The organism is Streptomyces sp. NRRL F-5630 (assembly GCF_000719475.1).
Lineage (GTDB): Bacteria > Actinomycetota > Actinomycetes > Streptomycetales > Streptomycetaceae > Streptomyces.
On the sequence record NZ_JOGO01000004.1, the window covers coordinates 181,151 to 201,590 of the forward strand.

Annotated in this window: 7 protein-coding genes; 4 read left to right on the top strand and 3 right to left on the bottom strand. The window is 76.0% G+C overall.

Annotated features, from left to right (window positions below; all coding sequences use genetic code 11):
• Positions 1–2: 2 nt before the first annotated feature.
• Positions 3–1,319 carry a wax ester/triacylglycerol synthase domain-containing protein gene (locus tag IF99_RS0103355; RefSeq protein WP_030994786.1) on the bottom strand — a complete coding sequence of 439 codons (1,317 nt, stop codon included), beginning with the start codon at positions 1,317–1,319 and terminating at the stop codon, positions 3–5.
• Between the two features lie 478 nt (positions 1,320–1,797).
• Here IF99_RS0103355 and IF99_RS0103360 point away from each other — a divergent pair, with 478 nt between their 5' ends.
• From IF99_RS0103360 to IF99_RS0103375, 4 genes are all read left to right on the top strand, one after another.
• Positions 1,798–2,943 (top strand): SDR family oxidoreductase, encoded by a 1,146-nt coding sequence (locus tag IF99_RS0103360; RefSeq protein WP_030994787.1) that lies wholly within the window; start codon positions 1,798–1,800, stop codon positions 2,941–2,943.
• A 118-nt stretch (positions 2,944–3,061) separates the two neighbouring features.
• The gene (locus IF99_RS0103365) at positions 3,062–4,645 is read left to right on the top strand and encodes a PfaD family polyunsaturated fatty acid/polyketide biosynthesis protein (RefSeq protein WP_030994788.1); all 1,584 of its coding nucleotides are present in this window, start codon (positions 3,062–3,064) and stop codon (positions 4,643–4,645) included.
• A 98-nt stretch (positions 4,646–4,743) separates the two neighbouring features.
• Positions 4,744–10,974: a type I polyketide synthase gene (locus IF99_RS0103370; protein WP_030994789.1), complete on the top strand. Its 6,231-nt coding sequence runs from the start codon at positions 4,744–4,746 to the stop codon at positions 10,972–10,974.
• 62 nt (positions 10,975–11,036) lie between these two features.
• A complete protein-coding gene (locus tag IF99_RS0103375) occupies positions 11,037–17,744 on the top strand; it encodes a type I polyketide synthase (RefSeq protein WP_037826381.1) in 6,708 nt (2,235 codons plus the stop codon).
• Positions 17,745–17,875: 131 nt separating this feature from the next.
• On the opposite strand, the gene IF99_RS0103380 is transcribed toward IF99_RS0103375, so the two are convergent.
• The gene (locus tag IF99_RS0103380) at positions 17,876–18,832 is read right to left on the bottom strand and encodes a PfkB family carbohydrate kinase (RefSeq protein WP_030994791.1); all 957 of its coding nucleotides are present in this window, start codon (positions 18,830–18,832) and stop codon (positions 17,876–17,878) included.
• A complete protein-coding gene (locus IF99_RS0103385; RefSeq protein ID WP_030994792.1) occupies positions 18,829–20,322 on the bottom strand; it encodes a purine-cytosine permease family protein in 1,494 nt (497 codons plus the stop codon). The genes IF99_RS0103380 and IF99_RS0103385 overlap by 4 nt, the downstream gene beginning before the upstream one ends.
• Positions 20,323–20,440: the final 118 nt, after the last annotated feature.

Sequence of the window (20,440 nt, forward strand, 5' to 3'; positions counted from 1 at the left end):
CCTCATTCCGTGTCCGCGGGGGTCGTGGCCGTGCCGAGTTCCGCCACGGCCTCTTCCCACAGGCGGGGCAGATGCTCGGACCATGGCAGCGCGCGGTCGGTCACGAAGGACACGTCCGCCCAGGAGCCGAAGTACGAGAGGCCCACGCCGAAGAGGTGACCGGGCAGGAGGAGAGGGAGGAGAGCGGTGGCCGTCACCGTGGTGGCGCCGAGGGAGCCCTCCTCGGCCACGGGCATCGAGGTCGCCAGGATGTCGGTGACACGCGAGGAGAACACGCCGCGCATGTACCACTCGGTGGGGCGGTCGGGCATGAACCGCACCACGTCCTGGACGGCCTGCCGCCACGGTTCGCCGCGCAGGCGGGCGGTGGCCTCGGTGACTTTTCGCAGGCGCCACAGGGGGACATCGCGCTCCTGCCGCCCCCCGGCCGTCGCCGCCGGGGCGCGTACGGGAAGGTGGAGCGGCAGGGCGAAGCAGCGGTTGCCCCAGGTCTGTTCGTCGTCGTTGCGCCGTGCGTCCAGGGGCACCAGCGCCGAGACCCGCGGCAGCGGTACACCCGTCCGGGCCGACCAGGCGGACAACGCCCCGGCCAGCGCGGCCAGGTGGGCGTCGTGGGCGGAGCCGCCGCCCGTCGCGCCGATCCGCCGCAGGGTGTCCAGCGGAACGCGGCCCCGCCACAGCCGTCTGTCCCCCGTCGGCGTGTACGGCAGCGCCGGTCCCCGGCGGCGGGTGGTGAGCGCCGTGAACGCCGCGCGTGCGGCGAGGCCCGCCGCGCGCGCCGCCCGGGGCGGCAGCCCGCCACCGGCGCGCTGCCGGGGCACGGGTCGCGCGGAGGGCTCCCCGCCGCTCAGCAGCGTGCGGAAGGCGAGCGCGGCGGCGGAGCCGTCCTGGCAGGCGTGCTGGAAGCGGTAGCAGAGGGCGTACGCGTCGGGCGCGTACCCGTGGACGAGCCAGAACCCCCAGAGCGCCCCGGAGGGGAACGGCGTGTTGAGCGCGGTGTCCAGCGCCTGTTCCTCCTGCTCAGGCCCCTCGGCGACGACTTCGTGGACATGCCGTTCGACCGTGAACTCCGCGTCCGTCACCCAGTGGGACCGGCGTGCCCCGCCTTCCGCGCGGCTCCTGAAGAGGGGGAGCCGGGGCAGGCAGGACCCGATGTAGGCGCGCAGTTCCTCCAGGGTCGGCGGCGGGCCGCTCAGATAGGCGAGGCCGCCGGAGTCCCAGCGCACATCGGGCCGGGTGCGCTCCAGGTGGAGGAAGGCGCGGTCCACGGAGTGGGCGGGCCTGCGGAGGCCCGGGGCGGAGGAGGTGGGCGAGGGCATGGACGTTCCCGTTCTCGTCGGCCCGCGCACTCCCGGGGGATGCGGGCAGCCGTCCAAGGGGCCGGCACGCCGGACCGGCGCTTCGGCCCGGTTCGTACCTCCTGGGTTATATCCGGCCGTTGGGGGCCCCGGAACCCGGGCCGGCGGCCCCGGCCCGCTGTGACCGTCGGTAAGGTGACGCGCCCGCGTCCCCCTCGTGCCCACGTCAGCCCAGGTGCGCGCCCTCGGGGACAGGCCCGCGACCTGACCGGGGGGTTCACCCGAAAGGGTGGGCCGGGCGAGGTGGGCGCGGTCCGCGGCCCTCACACCCTCCCGACGGAGCCGCCGGTCCCCGTGCGGGAACGGCCGTTCGTCACCTCTTGCCGCTCGCTCTACGTCGTTCGGGTGAGTTACGGGACGAGGGCTCCGCGCTCCTCGCCGTCATCTGCGACGGTTCTCCTCGCCACTTCCGCTCCGGAGACCCTGGGGGTCCAAGGCCGTGCATGTCGCCCTGACCGGCGCCACCGGGTTCCTCGGACTCCGGCTGTTGCGCCGACTCCTCACCACCCACCCCTCGTTGACGATCCTGAGCCACGCGGGCTCGGGCGACGCCCTCTCCCGCATCACGAGGTTCTTCGAGCTGTCCGGAGCCCCCGACGAGCTGGTCCGGGCGCTCCCCGGGCGCCTGCGCGTGGTGGAGACAGCGCTGGAGGAACCGCGCCTGGGGCTGTCGCGGGCCGCCTTCGAGAAGCTCGCCGACGGCCTCGGGACGATCTGGCACAGCGCGGGCAGCATCAACCTCGAAGGCGACCTCGCGCACCTGCGCCGTACCAACGTGGAGGGCACGCGGCACGTCCTCGACCTGGCCGCCGCCGGACGGCACGCCCCCGCCGTCCACCACGTCAGCACGGCCTTCGTGGCCGGGGCGCGGCGGGACGGGGTCGCGTACGAGGACGAGCTGAGCGGGGCCCACGGCTTCGAGAACGCCTACGAGCGCTCCAAGTTCGAGGCGGAGACGCTGGTCCGGGACTGGGCGCGGACGCACGGCCGCCCGGTCCTGGTGCTGCGGCCGAGCATCCTGGTCACCGACCTGCCACCGCACCCGGAGCTGCCCACCCACCCCTTGCAGGTCGTGGAGCAGATCCTCCGGGACTCACTGCGCGCCGCCGGTCACCAGGACCTGCCGGGGACGGACCGGCCACGGATGCGGATGGTGGGGCATCCGTACGGTCACCTCAACCTCATGCCGGTGGAGGAGGCGGCCGACGTCATGGTGCGGCTGGCGGAGCGTTCCGTGCCGGGCGGCTCCGCGTCGGGGGCCGCCGCTCAGGGGTCCGCCGCTCCGGGGGGAGTCACCACGTACCACGTCGTCCACCCCCACGACGTGCCCGTCCCGACCATCATCGCGCTCCTGGAACGGCTTGTGCCGCTGCACTTCGACGTGGTCCCCGAGCGGCCCGAGGACGCGACACCGCTGGAAGCCCTGATGGACTTCTATCCGGGCTTCACCTCCTATCTCCGCCACCGCCGCCGCTTCGACGACACCCGCGTGCGGACCCTCTTCGGGGCCCGGCCCTCCGGGTACCGGGTGGATCTCGACTACCTGTGCGCGGGGCTGGTCCACGGCCACGCGGTCCCGGGCTGACCGCGCCCGGCCTTGCCGTCCCACCCGGAAAGCCCGCCGTGCCCACCCGCCCAGGAACTCCCGTCCAGGAACCCCCGCCCCCGAACGCCACGTCACCAGCCCGCTGGAGAGCCCGCTCTTGTCCGTACTCACAGGTCCCGCCCCCGACTCCCGCACCGCGTCCGCCTTCTCGCCGGAGGGCATCACCGCCTGCGCCCTGCGCGTCCGGGAACCCGCGCACGTCGTCACGAGCCCGGACGGCCGCGAGCGGGGGCTCGCCCGGGAGCGGCCCCCCGGCACCGCGCTGCTGGGCACGCTGCCCCCGCTGTACCCCGAGTGGCTCGGCGGGCGGACCTTCTGCGAGGCGCACGGTGTGCGCTTCCCCTACGTGGCCGGTGAGATGGCCAACGGCATCACCACCACGGCGATGGTCGCCGCGATGGCACGGGCCGAGATGCTCGGCTTCTTCGGCGCGGGCGGCCTGCGGGTGGACGAGGTCGAGCGCGCGGTGCGCACGCTGGCGGCGGAGCTGCCGGACCGGGACAACTGGGGCGTCAACCTGCTCCACTCACCGGCCGAACCGGAGCTGGAGTTCGAGGTCGCCAAGCTGCTGCTGCGCCACCGCGTGCCGCGGGTCTCGGCCTCGGCGTACATGGAGCTGACGCCCGCCGTCGTGCTGTGCTCCGCGCGGGGGCTGCGCGAGGACGCCGACGGACGGGTGCGCCGCGCGCGCAAGCTGCTGGCGAAGGTGTCCCGCCCCGAGGTGGCCCGCGCCTTCCTCTCCCCCGCCCCGCCCGCGCTCCTGCGCGCCCTCGTCGACCAGGGGGAACTGACGGCCCGGGAGGCCGAGCTGGCCGGGCGTGTACCGGTGGCCGACGACATCACGGTGGAGGCCGACAGCGCCGGGCACACCGACAACCGCCCCCTCGCGGCCCTGCTGCCGCGCATCGCCCGGCTCCGCGACGAACTCGCCGGGCACTTCGGCTACCGCGAGGCGATCGGGATCGGAGCGGCGGGCGGACTGGGCACGCCGGGCGCCGTGGCGGCGGCGTTCGCGCTCGGCGCCTCGTACGTGGTCGTGGGCTCCGCGCACCAGACCGCCACCGAGGCGGGACTGTCCGAGGACGCGAAGGCGATGCTCAGCGAGGCGGACGTCGCCGACGTCACCATGGCACCGGCCGCCGACATGTTCGAGTGGGGCGTACGCCTTCAAGTGCTGTCCCGGGGGACCCTGTTCGCGCGGCGAGCCGCCCGGCTGTACCGCGCCTACCAGGAGCACGAGGCGCTGGAGGCACTCCCCGCCCCCTTGCGCGCGGCGCTCGAACGGGACGTCCTCGGCGCCTCCCTCGACGAGGTCTGGGAACGTACGCGTGCCTTCTGGGAGGTGCGCGACCCGTCCCAGCTCACTCGCGCACGGGACGATCCCAAGCACCGCATGGCGCTCGTCTTCCGCTGGTACCTGGGGAGTTCCAGCAAGTGGGCGATCACCGGGGACCCCGCGCGGCGCGCCGACTACCAGATCTGGTGCGGCCCGGCGATGGGCGCCTTCAACCGGTGGGTGGCCGGCAGCTTCCTGGCCGATCCCGCGCACCGGTCCGTGACGCAGATCGCGCTCAACCTCCTCGAAGGCGCCGCCGTGCTCACGCGTGCCCACCAGGCGCGCACCTACGGCGTGCCCGTGCCCGCCGCCGCGTTCGCCTTCGCACCGCGCCCGCTCGCATGACGGCGGGACCCGGCACACCGGCGTCCGCGCCGGAAGACCTGACACCACCGGACGGCGTACCGGCAGGCACACCTGACTTCCGACAGCGGGGAGAGACCGTGTCCGACACCCACCACCAGGCGCCGATCCACCAGGTACCGATCGCCGTGGTCGGGACCGGTGCGCTGGTGCCCGGCGCGCGGGACGCGGCCGGGTACTGGCGGGCCGTCGTGGCGGGACGCGACATGATCACGGAGGTCCCCGCCTCCCGGTGGCTCGTGGCGGACCACTACGACCCCGACCCCACCGCGACCGACAAGACCTACGCCCGCAGGGGCGCCTTCCTGCCCGAGGTCGACTTCGATCCGCTCGCCCACGGCATTCCGCCGACCAACCTGCCGGCCACGGACAGCGCCCAGTTGCTCGCGCTCGTGGTGGCGGAGCAGGTGCTCGCCGACGCGGGCGGCCTGAAGGAGGTGGACCGCGAGCGGGTCGGCGTGGTGCTCGGCGCGGCGGCGCTGGAGCTGCTTCCGCACATGTTCGGGCGCACCCAGCGCCCCCTGTGGCTCAGGGCCCTGCGCGAGAGCGGCCTGACGGAGGCCGAGGCGCGGGCGGCGTGCGAGCGCATCGCCGCGCAGTACACCCCCTGGCGGGAGTCGACCTTCCCCGGGCTGCTCGGCAATGTCGTCGCGGGCCGGATCGCCAACCGCTTCGACCTGCACGGCACCAACCACACCACGGACGCGGCCTGCGCGAGTTCCCTCGCCGCGCTCTCCACGGCGGTCGCCGAGCTCTCCCTCGGCCGCGCCGACCTGGTGATCAGCGGCGGCGTCGACACGGGCAACGACGTCGGGATGTTCGTCTGCTTCTCGAAGACGCCCGCGCTGTCCCCCACCGGCGACTGCCGGCCGTTCTCCGAAGCGGCCGACGGCACCATGCTGGGCGAGGCCGTCGTCATGTACGCGCTCAAGCGCCTGTCCGACGCGGAACGGGACGGCGACCGCGTCCACGCCGTGATCCGCGGGATCGGCAGCTCCTCCGACGGCAGGAGCACGGCGATCTACGCGCCGCTGCCCGCCGGTCAGGCCCGGGCCCTGCGCCGCGCGTACGAGCAGGCGGGGTACGGGGCGGACACCGTGGAGCTGGTGGAGGCGCACGGCACCGGGACGAAGGCCGGGGACGCCGCCGAACTCGCCGCGCTGCGCGAGGTGTTCGGCGAGGGGAGAGACGGCGAGCGGCCGTGGTGCGCGATCGGCTCGGTCAAATCGCAGATCGGCCACACCAAGTGCGCGGCGGGCGCGGCCGGTCTGCTCAAGGCGGTCATGGCGCTGCACCACAAGGTGCTGCCCCCGACGATCAAGGCCGAACGCCCCGCCGCCGAGGTCACCGCGCCCGGCAGCCCGTTCTACGTCAGCACCCGGGCGCGTCCGTGGGTGCGCCCGGACGGCCACCCCCGGCGGGCGTCGGTCTCCAGCTTCGGCTTCGGCGGGAGCAATTTCCACGTCACGCTGGAGGAGTACGTCCCTTCCCGGCCCTCGGGCCGCACCGCGTGGCGCCATCGCTCCGCCCCCACCGAACTCGTCCTGTTCAGCGCCCCGTCGGCGTCCGCTCTGCCCGCCCCCGAGGCGTTCGGGGACGGGCGGTCGCTGGCGGCGGTGGCGCGAGAGAGCCAGCGCGCGTACTCCCCCACGGCCCCGGTGCGGCTGGCCGTCGTCGCGGACGGGACCGAGGACCTGACGGCGAAGTACGCCGCCGCCGCCGCGGAGATCCGGCGCCGCCCCGGGACGTCCTTCTCCGCGCCGGACGGCACGCACTACGCGGCCGGGGTCCCCGAGCGGGGCCGGATCGCTTTCCTCTTTCCCGGGCAGGGGGCCCAGTTCGTCGGCATGGGCGCCGGACTGGCGATGCTGTCGCCGGACGCCCAGCGGGTGTGGGACCGGCTGGGCGGCACGGAGTTCGACGGCACCCCGCTGCACCGCGTGGTGTTCCCGCCGCCCGCCGTCTCCGCCGAGGAGGAGGCGGCCGCGGGCGCCCGCCTGGCCGCCACCGAGTGGGCGCAGCCCGCTCTCGCGGTGCACAGTCTCGCGCTCCTCGACGTACTGCGCGGGCTCGGCCTGCGGCCGGACTGCGTCGCGGGCCACAGCTTCGGGGAACTCGTGGCGCTGCACTGCGCGGGCGTCCTGGACGCGGAGTCGCTGCTCGCCGCCGCCCGCAGGCGCGGTGTCCTGATGCGGGACAAGGCCGTCGCGCCGGGCGCGATGCTGGCCGTCGCGGCGGATGGCGCGCGGGTGTTCTCCGTACTGGCCGCCTCCGGCGCGCGCGACGTGTGGCCCGCCAACCACAACGCCCCGCGGCAGGTCGTGCTCTCGGGCACCCTCGCCGCGATCGACGACGCGGAGCGCGCCTTCGCGGCCGAGGGCATCGCCACGCGCCGCCCGCGGACCTCGCTCGCCTTCCACAGCCCCTTGGTGGCCCCGGCCGCCGAGGCGTTCGCCGCGTACCTGGACGAACTGCCCATGGAGTCAGCGCGGTTGGAGGTGTGGGGCAACGCGGACGCCGCGCCCTACCCCGACCAGCCCGACGAGGTCCGGCGCGCTCTCGCCCGGCACCTCGCCTCCCCGGTGCGCTTCCACGAGCAGATCGACGCGATGCACGCGGCGGGGGTCAGGACCTTCGTCGAGGTCGGTGCCGGGCACACGCTGACCGGCCTGGTGGGGCAGATCCTCGGGGAGCGCGCGCACACGGCCGTCGCGCTGGAGCGCCCGGGGGCCGACGGCGTCACCGGCCTGCACACCGCGCTCGGCCGCCTCGCCGTCGCGGGCGTCCCCCTCGACTTCGCACACCTCTGGGCACCCTACGGACCGGCCCGCACACCCGAGAAGGAGCGCGAACCGCGCATGACAGTGACGATCGGCGGAGCCAACCACCGAGACCCCCGGCCGCCGCAGACCGGCCCCGGTACGGCGGTGGGGACGGACGCTCCGCCCGCCACGGAGCGGCGGGAGCACACGGCGCCGCCCGGGCCCGCTCCCGTGACGACGACGGCCGCCGTACCGGGACCGCGCCACGAACCGGCGCCGGAGTACGAGCGGACGCGGGCCCACGGGGAGGCGGGGGCGCCGCACGGAGTGGCCGCTTCGCCCTACGGGGAGACTCCTGACGCGTACGGTCAGGTGGCACCCTCGTACGGGGCGGTGACGCCTCCGCACAGCCAGGCCCCGGCCCCGCACCCACACCTCGCAGCCGCCGAGCCCGTTCCCGCTCCCGGTGCGGACTGGTACGCCCTCGTCGAGAGCGTCCAGCGGCAGACGGCCGAGGCGCACACCGCCTGCCAGCGCATGTTGATCGACAGTCACACCGCCTTCCTGCGGATGTCCGAGAGCACGCTGTGCGCGATGCTGGGGGTCCCGGGCGGTCCGGGGGTGAACGGCGTGGCGGCGGCCTCGCCGGCGCTTCTCCCGCCTCCCCCGCCGCCCGTTCCCGCGCCCTCGCCGCCGCCCCTCGCCGGGACGGAGGCCCCGCCTCCCGCGTGGGGCCAACCGGCGGCTCCGGACCACGACGTCCCCGCCCCCGAGGTGCTCCCCCGTCCGCCCGCCTCCTTCACCGCGCCCGAACCGCCCCGGGCCCCCGCACCCGGCTCCGCGCCCGGCTCGGCGCAAGCGGTGCCTTCCGGCCCCTCCCCTGAAGGCGACACGCCCGGTCAGGCCGCCGCGGACGGCCCCCTGTCCGCGAGCGAACTCGAAGAGCTGCTGCTCTCGGTCGTGGCGCGGTTGACCGGCTATCCCGCGCAGATGCTGAGCCTGGACATGGACCTGGAGGCGGATCTGGGCGTGGACTCGATCAAGCGGGTCGAGATCCTGTCCGCCGTGCGCCGACGGATCGGCGAGGTACCGGCAGCGAACGTCGCCGGGCTCGGCAAACTGCGCACCCTGCGCGAGATCACAGACGCCCTCGCCTCGGGCACGACACCGGGGACGGGGCAGCCGCCGGACCGGGACACCGTCACGGCGGAGCCTCCCGCCGAGCGCCCCGTACCGCCGCTCGCCCGGACACCGGAGCCGTCGCCAGCACAGACGCAGGAACAGGCCCCCGCACCCGCCCTGACCCGCCTGGTGACGCGCATGGTCGAGGTGCCCGCGTCCGGCCTGGCGCCCGCCGGTCTCGGCGACGGGCCGGTGGTGGTGACCGAGGGGGGCGTGACGGGGGACGCGGGCAAGGAACTCGCCGCGCTCGTGGCCCGTCGCCTGACCGAGCACGGCATCGAGGCGAGCGCCGTGACGGAGGTCCCCGCCGACGCCCACGGCGTGATCCACCTCGGTGGACTGACCTCCTCCGGCGCGCCGGAGGAGGCGGGCGAGGTGCGGCGCTCGGTGTTCCGCACGGCGCGGTCCGTCGCGGCGCGGATGGCCTCGGACGGCGGCGTGTTCCTCACGGTGCAGGACACCGGCGGCGACTTCGGTCTCGGCGGCCACGCGCCGGAGCGCGCCTGGCTCGGCGGGATCGCCGCTCTCGCCGCGACGGCCGGGAAGGAGTGGCCGGGGGCCACGGTCAGGAGCATTGACTGCGAGACGGGCGGTCGCGACCCCGAGGCCGTCGCGGAGGCGCTGGTGCGGGAAGTGCTGGAGGGTGGCGCCGAAGGGCAGGTGGGCTTGCGCGCCGACGGCACGCGCGCGGTCCCCCGCGCGGTCGCCGCCGCCCCGGCGAGCGCGGGGCCGTCGCCCGTCACGTCCGACGCGGTGATCGTCGCGAGCGGTGGCGCGCGGGGAGTGACGGCGGCGGCGCTGCTGGCACTCGCCAAGGTCCACCGCCCGCGGATCGTGCTGCTCGGCCGGACGCGTACGGAGGCTGAGCCGGCCGGGCTGGAGGCCGCCGCCGACGAGCCCTCGCTCGTCCGTCTGCTCGCCGCCCGGGAGGACGGCCACGCGCCCGCAGCGCTCACCGCGCGGGCCCGGGAGATCCTGGCCGCCCGCGAGGTGCGGGCGACCGTCGCGGCGCTGGAGGCCGCGGGCTCCCCGGTCCGGTACGTACCGGTGGACGTGCGGGACGAGGAAGCGGTCCGTGCCGCACTGTGCGAGGTGCGCGCCTCGTGGGGTCCCGTCACCGGCGTCGTGCACGGCGCCGGGGTGCTGGCCGACAAGCACCTCGCCGACAAGACCGACGCGCAGTTCGACCTGGTCGTCTCCACCAAGGTCGACGGGCTGCGCGCGCTGCTCGCCGCGACGGCGGACGACCCGCTCGACCTGCTCTGCCTCTTCTCCTCCGTCGCCGCCGCCTTCGGCAACGCGGGGCAGGCGGACTACGCGATGGCCAACGGGGTGCTCGACCACGTGGCGTCGGCGGAGAGCGCCCGGCGGCCCGGCTGCCTGGTGCGCTCCGTGGCCTGGGGCCCCTGGCAGGGGGGCATGGTCACCCCCGCCCTCGCCGGGCACTTCGGCCGCTCCGGCGTCGCGCTCCTCCCCGTGGACCAGGGGGCCGCCGCCTTCTCGGCCGAACTGGGCGACCCCGGCGGCGCCCCGCGCGTCGTGATCGCGGCGGGAGACACGGCCCCGGCCGGCGACCCGGCCCCCCGCGACGCGCGGGTCCTGATCCACGGGAGCCGCCTTCCGCAGCTCGCGGACCACGAGATCGCCGGGACCCCCGTCCTGCCCGTGGCGATGGCCCTGAACTGGCTGGCCGGGGCTGCCTCTTCGCGGTGGCGGGCGGACGAGCCGCTGATCCTGCGCGACGTGCGGGTCTACCGCAAGTGCGTGCTGCCGGAGCTCGGTGGCGGCGGGCACCGGCTGGACGTGCGCGTCGCCGCCGCGGCGACCGGCGCCCCTTCGCGCTGGGAGGCCGAACTGCGGGGCGAGTCGGGGGTTCCCCACGTCGGCGCCGTCCTGGAACGGGCCGGGACCGCGCCCGATCCGTCCGGGTGGGCGGCCCCGGAAGGGCTCGAAGCGCCCGCGTCGCCGGAGGTGTACGACGGGCACGTCCTCTTCCACGGATCCCGGTTCCGGGCCGTGCGCTCCCTGCACGGCGTCTCGCGGCACGGGGCCGAGGCGACCGTCCTGGGTGTGCGGGACCTCGACTGGCCGGGTGACGCCTGGCCCCTGGACGCGGCGGCGCTCGACGGTGCTCTCCAGGCCGCCCTGCTCTGGGCGCACGAGGTGCTCGGGGAGGCCGCGCTGCCGATGGCGGTCGCGGAGTGCGGTGTGCACCGGCGCGGACCGGCGCGCGGCCCCCTGCGGTGCGTGGTCCGGGCGCGGAAGACGCATGAGACCGGGGCGCGGTGCGACGTCGCCGTCCTCGACGCCGACGGCGCGGTGCGCTTCGCGCTGCTCGGCGTCGAACTCGTACGCCGTCCCTCCTGAAGGGGATCCGTATGCCGTCTCTGAAGGGGGCCCGTATGCCGTCCTTCCCGAAAGGAGTACGCGTGGGGTGGGAACCGATCGCCGTCGTCGGCCGGGGCTGCGTGCTGCCCGACGCGCTCGATCCCGACACGTTCTGGGAGAACATCGCCTCAGGACGGGACAGCGTCTCGGCCGTCCCCGAGGGCCGGTGGCGACTGCCGCACCGCTTCGCCATGGGGTCGGTGGAGGAGCACCTGGACCGTACGTGGACCGATCGCGGCGGGTACGTACGGGGCTTCGACGCGGTCTTCGACCCGAGCGGCTTCGCGATGGCGCCGGAGGAGATCCTGGCGCTGGACCCCTTGTTCCGGTGGGTCATGCACGGTGCGCGGCAGGCGCTCGGGGAAGCCGGGTGCGCGGGTCCGCTGCCCCGCGCGGGGCTCGTCCTCGGCAACCTGTCCTATCCCACGGCCGCCGGTTCGGCCTTCGCCGAGCACGTGTGGCTGTCCGCACTGCCGCCCGCGCTGCGCGAGGTCTTGCTGACGGGCGAGCGCCGCGCGCGGCCCGACGCGCGCAACCGCTTCTCGTCGGGCCTCCCGGCCCGGCTCGCGGCCCGTGCCCTCGGGCTGGGGGCGGGCGCGTGGGCGCTCGACGCCGCCTGCGCCTCCTCGCTGTACGCGATCAAGCTGGCGTGCGACCGGCTGCACGACGGCACGGCGGACCTGATGGTGGCGGGCGCCGTCAACCGCGTCGACAACCTGTTCCTGCACGTCGGGTTCTGCGGCCTGTCGGCGGTCAGCCGCACGGGGCGCGGCCATCCCTTCGACCGCGAGGCGGACGGGCTGACGCACGGGGAGGGCGCCGGGTTCGTCGCTCTGACCCGGCTCTCCCGGGCGCGCGCCGAGGGCCTGCCCGTCCTCGGCGTGATCCGGGGGGTGGGGCTGTCCAACGACGGGCGGGGCGGCGGCCTGCTCAGCCCGGCGCGAGAGGGCCAGGTGCGCGCGATGCGGCAGGCGTACGCCGTGGCCGGGGTCGCTCCGGAATCGGTGTCGCTCGTGGAGTGCCACGCGACGGGGACCCCGGTGGGGGACGCCGTGGAGGCGCGGAGCATGGCGGAGGTCTACGCCCGCGCGGCGGACGTGCCCGTGGGTTCCGCCAAGTCCAACGTGGGGCACCTGTTGGCGTCGGCGGGCGTGGCCGGGCTCCTGAAGGTCCTCGGCGCCCTGGGGGCGGGGGTCCGTCCCGCCTCGCTCGGGACCGAGCGGCCGATCGCCGAGCTGGACGGCACGCCGTTGCGGGTGCTGACCTCGCCGGAACCGTGGCCGGGACCGCGCAGGGCGGCGGTGAGCGCCTTCGGCTTCGGTGGCACGAACGCCCACCTGATCGTGGACCACCCCGACATGGAACCGCCGTCGAAGGGCGCCTCCGCCCGCCGGGCGTCCCCGGCCCGGCGGCCGGAGCCGGAGAAGCCCGCGCCGCTCGCGATCGTCGCCCTCGGCGCGCGCGTCGGCGAGGGCGACGGCACCGAGGACTTCCGCCGCGCGGTACTGGGCGGGGAACGGCGCGGCCCGGTCGGGCGGATCGCCGTGGAACTGACGGGCCTCGCCTTCCCGCCGCTGGCGCTGGACCGGACGACGCCTCAGCAGCTCCTCGTCCTGGAGGCGGCCCGGGACGCCGTACGGGGGCTGTCGCTGCCGCGTGAGCGCACGATGGTCGTGATCGGGATGGGGGTGGACCCCGGGGTGGCGCGGGCCGGTGCCCGCTGGCGGGTCCCGTACTGGCTGGAGACGGCCGGGAAGGACGCGGGGGCGCGGACGGCGGAGGTCCAGGACGCCTTCGCGCCGCCCATGGCGGCGGAGCGGGTGGTGGGCAGCCTGCCCAACCTGGTGGCGAACCGGATCAGTACGCAACTCGACCTGGCGGGCCCCGGGTTCGCGGTGTCGGCCGAGGAGGCGTCCGGCCTCGTGGCGCTGGACCTCGCGGCACGGGCGCTGCGGGCGGGGGAGGCGGACGTGGCGCTCGTCGGCGCGGTCGACCTGTCCCGCGAGCCCGTGCACCAAGCCGCGCTGCGGGAACTGGGCCGGGAGGCGGACACCGGTGACGCCGCCGTGGTCCTCGTCGTGAAGCCGCTGGACGCGGCGCGCCGTGACGGCGACACCGTGATGGCCGTCCTCGACGAAGGGGCCGCCGACGCGCCCGACATGGTCATCGGGGACGGTCCGGGGGCAGCCTTCGATCCGGGGGCCGTCTTCGGGCGTGCCCACGCGGCGCAGGGACTCGTCTCCGTGGCCGTCGCCGTGACGGCCCTCCAGGCGCGCGCGGTGCCGTGCCCGGGCCTGCCCGCCGACTCCGCCACCCCGCCCCGTACCGCCGCCGTCGTCGTCGCGCCGCTGGAGGGCGACACCGTCCGGGTGGGGCTGCGGGCGGGGGACGCGCGGGCGTGGGCACAGGGCCCCGCGCCGCGCCTGCACGTCTACGCGGGGAACGACCGCGCGGAGGTGCTCACCGCGCTGGAGGCCGGGGTCCCGTCCCTGGAGGGCCCGGCCCGGCTTGCGCTGCTCGTCGACGGGGAGGCGGATCTGCCCTCCCGCCGTGCCGCCGCCCGGCGCTGGCTGGAGCACGGCGGGGTCCGGCCGGGCGGGGTGCGCTACCGGGAGCGGCCGGTGGGCGGGCGCACCGCCTTCGTGTACACCAACGGCTCCGCCTCGTACCCCGGCATGGGGCGCGCGCTCGCGCTCGCGGTGCCCTCGCTCGGCGAGGCGGTCCGGGCGGCGCACGGGCCGTTCGGCGGAGCGTCGCGGGCGCGGACGGGCGGCGGGGTGCTCGGCCGGATCTGGGACGCGGCCGCACTGGCGACCCTCCACACCGTGCTCACCAGGGAGTTGCTCGGTCTGCGCCCGGACGCGGCCCTCGGTTACTCCTCGGGCGAGTCCGCGGCGCTGATCGCGCTGGGTGCCTGGCCGGATGCGGCGGGGCTGTACGCGGCGACACGGGACAGCGGCCTGTTCACGACCGAGCTGACGGGTGAGCTGCGGGCGGTCCGCCGGGTGTGGGAGCGCGCGGGCGTCCGGGGCGAGCGCTGGGCGAGCTACCTGGTGGTCGCGCCTCTCGACGCGGTCCGCGCGCGACTCGCCGAGGAGGCCGCGGTCCACCTGATGGCGGTCAACGCGCCCGGCGTCTGCGTCATCGGCGGCGAGGAACGGGCGTGCCAGGCCGTCGTGGAGGACCTCGGCGCGGACCACGCCTTCGCGATCGACTACGACATCGCCGCCCACGCCCCGGAGTTGAGCGCGGTACGGGACTCCTGGCGCGAGGTCCACCGCCGGCCCACCGTCGCGGTGCCCGGGGTGCGTTTCTACAGCGGGGCGAGCGGGCGGGCGTACGAGCCGACCAGCGAACGGGTCGCCGACGCGCTGACCGCGCAAGGGCTCGGCACGATCGACTTCGCGGGCACGGTGGAACAGGCGTGGGCCGACGGCGTGCGGGTCTTCGTCGAGCACGGCCCGCAGGGGCTGTGCACCGGCTGGATCGGACGGGTGCTCGGGGACAGGGAGCATGTGGCCGTCGCGCTCGACGCGCAGGGCGACCAGGGACCGCGCCAGGTGTGCCTCGCGGTGGCCGAACTCGTGGCCGCCGGGGTGCCGGTACGGGCCGAAGAGCTCTTCGACCGGCTCGCGGAGGCGGTCACGGAGGTCGCCCCGCCGGGCCCCGTCCATACCGTCGCCGTCCCAGGACCGCCCTCCCCGGCCGTCGCGGAGGCGCTGTCCCGCGCGACACCCGCCGCGCCCTCGCGCCCGGCGGCCGACGTGCCCCCGCGCCCGGCGGGCGAGGTGCCTTCTCCTCCGGCGGGCGAGGCGCCCCCGCCGCCCCCGGCCGGGGACGCGGCCCCTCGTCCGGCGGCCGTGGACGCGCCCCCGCCGCCGTTGCCGAGGGCGCCCGCTCTGGTCCCGGTGCCCGAGCCCCGCGCCCCCGTCCGGGAGCCCGTCTCCCATGCGGCGCCCCCCGTCACCGCCCCGGCCCCGGCCTCGGCCCCGGCCCCGGCCCCGGCCCCGGCCAGCCTTCGTGACCTGGCCGCCCGGCAGAGCGGCCGGGTCGGCGCGCTCCACCAGGAACTGACCGCCCGCCACGTCGCCGCGCACCAGGCGTTCCTGGACCTGTCGGCCCGGGTGATCGCCGCCCTGGCACCGCCGGGGGCGGGCGCGCCCACGCTCCCCCCACGTGCCCCCGCGCCGCCTCCCCTCCCGCGAGCGGACACCTCACGCCCCCGCCTCGCCCTCCCACCCGCCGCCGCTGTCCGGCCCCTCGCCCCCCTCGCTCCCCCGAGGGTGCCGCGCCCCGCCCCGCCGTCCCCTCCTCCGGGCCTCCCGGGGCCGAAGTTCGACCGGGCGCAGCTGGAGTACCTCGCCTCCGGCAGGATCTCCGCCCTCTTCGGGCCGCGGTTCGCCGCCCAGGACGCGTACGTGGTGCAGACCCGGATGCCCGAACCGCCCATGCTCCTCGCCGACCGCGTCACCGGGATCGACGCGGAGCCCGCCGCGCTCGTCGCGGGCCCCGGGGCGCGCGTGGGCGGCACGATCTGGACCGAGACCGACGTACGTGCGGACAGCTGGTACCTGGACGCCACCGGGCGGATGCCCGCCGGGCTCATGATCGAGGCGGGCCAGGCGGATCTGCTGCTGCTGAGCCTGCTCGGTGTGGATCTCCTCCACCGGGGCGAGCGCGCCTACCGGCTGCTCGGCTGCGAGGTCACGTTCCACGGTCCGCCGCCGGGACCGGGCGACACGGCGCGCTACGAGATCCACGTCGACGGCCACGCCGAGCACGACGGCGTGCTGCTCTTCTTCTTCCACTACGACTGCACCGTCGACGGCGAGCCGCGGCTCAGCGTCAGAAACGGGCGGGCGGGCTTCTTCACCCCGGCCGAGCTCGCCGCGAGCGGCGGTGTCCGGTGGTCCCCCGCCGACAGTCCGCCCGGCGACGACCTGCCGCAGGACCCGCCGGAAGTGCGCTGCGCGGCGGCGTCCTTCACGGCGGCGCAGGTGCGCTCGCTCGCGCGAGGACGGCCCGACGAGTGCTTCGGGCGCGGCTGGGAGGCGACGGCCGCCCACGTCCGTACCCCCAGGATCGACGAGGGCCGTCTGCTGCTGCTCCACGAGGTCACCGCCTTCGAGCCGGACGGCGGGCCCTGGGGGCGCGGCTATCTGCGCGCCGAGACTCCCGTGTCGCCCGACGACTGGTTCTTCGCGGGGCACTTCAAGAACGACCCGTGCATGCCGGGGACCCTGATGCTGCAGGGCGGTCTCCAGGCGATGGCCTTCTACCTGACGGCCCTGGGCTTCACCGTGGACCGGGACGGCTGGCGGTTCGAGCCCGTCGGCGACGCGCCCTTCACCGCGGACTGCCGGGGGCAGGCGACGCCGGAGAGCGGACGGATCGTGTACGAGGTGTTCGTGCGCGGGGTCTCGTCGGGTCCGGTGCCGGCCCTGTACGCCGAGGTCCTCGGCTCGGTCGACGGGGTGAAGGCGTTCCACGGCCGGAACGTGGCGTTGCGGCTGGTGCCGGACTGGCCGCTCTCGCAGTGGCGGCACACGGGCGGGCCCGCGCTGGAGGGCGGCGGGACCGCCGTCCCGGCGGTGGGCGGCGACGAGCGGCGCCCGGTGGCCGAGGTGGACGGTTTCCGCTTCGGCCACGACTCCCTGCTGGCGTGCGCCTGGGGCAGGCCGAGCGAGGCGTTCGGTGCCCCGTACGCGGTGTTCGACGGCCCCCGCCGGGTCGCGCGGCTGCCCGGCCCGCCGTACCACTTCATGAGCCGGGTGACCTCCGTGGAGGGCCCGCAGGGCGGGATGCGGGAGGGCAGCGCGGTCGTCGCGGAGTACGACGTGCCCGCCGACGCCTGGTACTTCCGGGAGGGCGACGGGCGCACGATGCCCTTCGCCGTGCTCCTGGAGGTGGCGCTCCAACCCTGCGGGTGGCTGGCCTCCTACGTGGGCAGCGCCCTGACCACCGCGACCAGCCTGCGGTTCCGCAATCTCGACGGCTCCGGAACCGTCACGGGCGAGGTCACGCCCGGGACGGGAACGGTACGCACGCGGGCCCGCCTGACGCGCGTCTCCCGCAGCGGGGACATGATCATCGAGGTCTTCGACGTCGAGTGCCGCACGGCCGAGGGCGCGCCGCTCCTCGCCGTGTCCACGGTGTTCGGCTGGTTCCCCTCCGCGTCCTTCGCGGACCAGCCCGGTCTCCCGGTCTCCGCCTCGGACCGGGCCCGCCTCGACGAGCCGTGCGCCCACGAGGCCGACCTCGCGGAGGGTGCCGCGCCCCAGGACCCGCCGGCACCCGGCCCCATGCTCCGGATGCTGGACCGTGTCACGGGCTACTGGCCCCAGGGCGGCCGGGCGGGGCTCGGGCGTCTCCGCGCGGAGAAGGAGGTGGACCCGGGCGCGTGGTTCTTCCGGTCCCACTTCTTCCAGGACCCGGTGCAGCCCGGCTCGTTGGGCATCGAGGCGATGTACCAGTTGCTCGGGTACCACCTGCGGGAAAGCGGGCTGGCGGCCGCTGTCGCCGCCCCCAGGTTCATGGCGGCGCTCCCGGGCAGCGAGCTGACCTGGACCTACCGGGGCCAGATCACACCGGCGAGCCGCCGGGTCCTGATCGAGATGGAGATCCTGGAGGCGGAAGGAACCCCCGAGGGTGCCCACGCGCTCGCCGAGGCGACCCTGTGGGGCGACGACACCTGCATCTACCGCGTCAGCGGCCTGGGAATGCGCGTCGTGCCCGGAGGTGCGGACTGACCGCCCTCCCCCGCCCTGCGGGAGGCTCACACGCCGCGCGGGCCAACCGCCCACGGGACGGGCCCCGTCGCACGGCACCGCCCACCCCGCCGCGCTTCCCGTACGGGTACCGGAGCGCGGCGGGGGCGGTGTCAGGCGGTGGCGGTCAGGCGCTGCGCGAGGGGGTCCTCGCCGAGGAAGGCGAGGAGTTCGGCCGTCGTGGGGGCGGTGGCGGGGCCGCGCCGGGCGACGGCGTACGCGGCGGCGGCGTTGGCGGCACGCGCCGCCTCGGGGGCGGGGAGGCCGCGGCCGAGGAGGGCGAGGAAGGCGCCGACGTGGGCGTCACCGGCCCCGTTGCTGTCCACGGCGTCCACGCGGAAGCCGGGCAGGTGGCGGGGTGCCTCGCCGGGGGCGGCGAGGAGGCAGCCGTCCTTGTCCGCGCGGACGAGGACACCGGCCTCGGGGCGCAGCCGGTCCCGCAGCGCGGGGAGCGCCGCCTCGCCGTGCGCGCCCGTGAGCAGCGCGGCCTCGCGGGCGTTGCAGCTCAGCCAGTCCGTACGGGCGAGGACCGGCGCGAGCACGGCGTCCGGGATCGTGTCCACGAGGGGCCCCGGGTCGAGCGCGAGGAGCGTCCCCGCGGGGAGCCCGGCCGCGAGCGCGGCGAGGTGCGGCCCGGCAGCCGGGAGCGCGAGCGCGTAGCCGGAGAGGATCACGAGGTCGTCCGGGCGCAGGGCGGCGGCGATCCGGGCGGTGTCCCCGGCGTCGAGCAGATCCTCGACGCCGAAGCGCGTCACGAAGCTGCGCTCGCCGGGCTCCACGAGGGCGACGGTGAAGCCGGTGTCCGTGCCGGGGCGCGCGGGCAGGACGGTCGCGATGTCCTCGCGGGCGAGCGCGGCACGGACCAGGTCGCCGTAGGGCCCCGTGCCGTGCGGGCCCGCGTAGAGGGCGGGGGTGCCGAGGCGGCGGGCGGCGACGAGGGTGTTGAAGCCGCCGCCCGCGGTGAGGGCGCCTCCGGTGGCGAGGACGTCGCCGCCGCGCTCGGGGAGGCGGGGCACGTCGAGGACCAGGTCGGCGATGACGTTGCCGAGCAGGACGAGGCGTCGGCTCATCGCAGCGCCTCGCGCGGGCTCGCGGGCCGGTCGCCCGCCTCGTCGTCGGCCGCCGGGGTCTCCTGCGTGCGCGGGCCCTTCGGGGCGCCGAGCGCGTAGGCGAGGGCGCCGGTGGCGATGGCGAGCGCCCAGCCGAGGCCGTTGGTGCCGAGCCAGGTGTGGGCGAAGGGACCGGCGAACCAGACGTCGTCGGCGCTCGTGGATGCCTCGGTGAAGAGCAGGCCGACCACGATGGCGAGGACCCAGGCGGCGACGGCGGGCAGGCGGAACCCGGCCGTGTACCAGTACCGGCTGCCCCTGCCCCGGTCCATGAGCGCCTCGGGGTCGTAGCGGCGCCCCCGCCCGGAGTCGACGAGAACGATGCCGACCCAGGCCGAGATCGGCACGGCGAGCAGGGTGAGGAAGGTCGAGAACGGCCCGTAGAAGTCATCGGCGATGAGCATGAAGTAGATGCCGCCGAGGAACATCAGCAGGACGTCGATGCCGACCGCGAGCGGACGCGGCACGCGCACGCCGAGGGTGATCATCGTGAGCCCGGCCGAGTACGTCGAGAGGTGGTTCGACATGAGCAGGCCACCGAAGGCCGCGATGAGGTACGGGACGGCCATCCAGGACGGCAGCATGCCGTTGATCGCCGCGACGGGGTCGGAGGCGGTCGCGAGTGTCGAGTCTCCGGCCGAGAGCAGCGAGCCGAGCGAGACGAGGACCAGCAGCGGGATGCCCGCGCCGAAGGCGGAGGCGGTCACGAGGCGGGAGCCGGGGACGGACCGGGGCAGGTAGCGGGCGTAGTCGGCGCCCGCGTTGGCCCAGCCGATGCCGGTGCCGGCCGCGATGAACCCGATGCCGCCGATGACGGCGGAGAGCGGACCGGCCGGGGCGCTCGTCACCTTGTGCCAGTCCACGCTGTCCACGAGGAAGCCGATCACGACGAGGTTGAGGAGCCCGAAGGCGACCGTCGCCCACTTGTTGATCCACATGATCGTGGCGTGCCCGAGGCCGCTGATGAGCAGCGTGCAGGCGATGAAGACGAGGAGGCAGACCACGACGAGGACGTCGTTGCGCTCGACGCCGAAGACCTGCTTGAGCAGGGCGAGCAGCGCGAAGGCGGCGGTCGTCGTGCTGATCGTCTCCCAGCCGATGCGGCTGAGCCAGCTGATGAGCGTGGGGCCGGTGTTGCCGCGCTGGCCGAAGACGGCGCGCGAGAGGGTGAGGGCGGGGGCACCGCCGCGCTTGCCGGCCAGGCTCAGGACGCCGACGAGGGCGAAGGAGCCGAAGGAGCCGATGAGCGCGACAAGCATCGCCTGCCAGATGTTGAGGCCCCGGAAGGCGACGAGCGTCGCGCCGAGCGGGAGCCCGAGGAGGGAGATGTTGGCGGCGAACCACGTCCAGAACATCTGGCTCGCGTGGCCGTGCCGCTCGTTGTCCGGCACGGGCTCGATGCCGCGCGTCTCGACGGTACCGACCTGAGCGCTCGCCTTCGAGTCGTTCATGACGGACCTCCTTGCGGTGTGGTGGTGCGGTGGGGAGGGGGTGGAGAGGGGTGGAACGGGTGCGGGGCCGGGAGTGGCGGGGTACGGGTGCGCCCCCGTGGAGGGGAAGCGGCCGGTG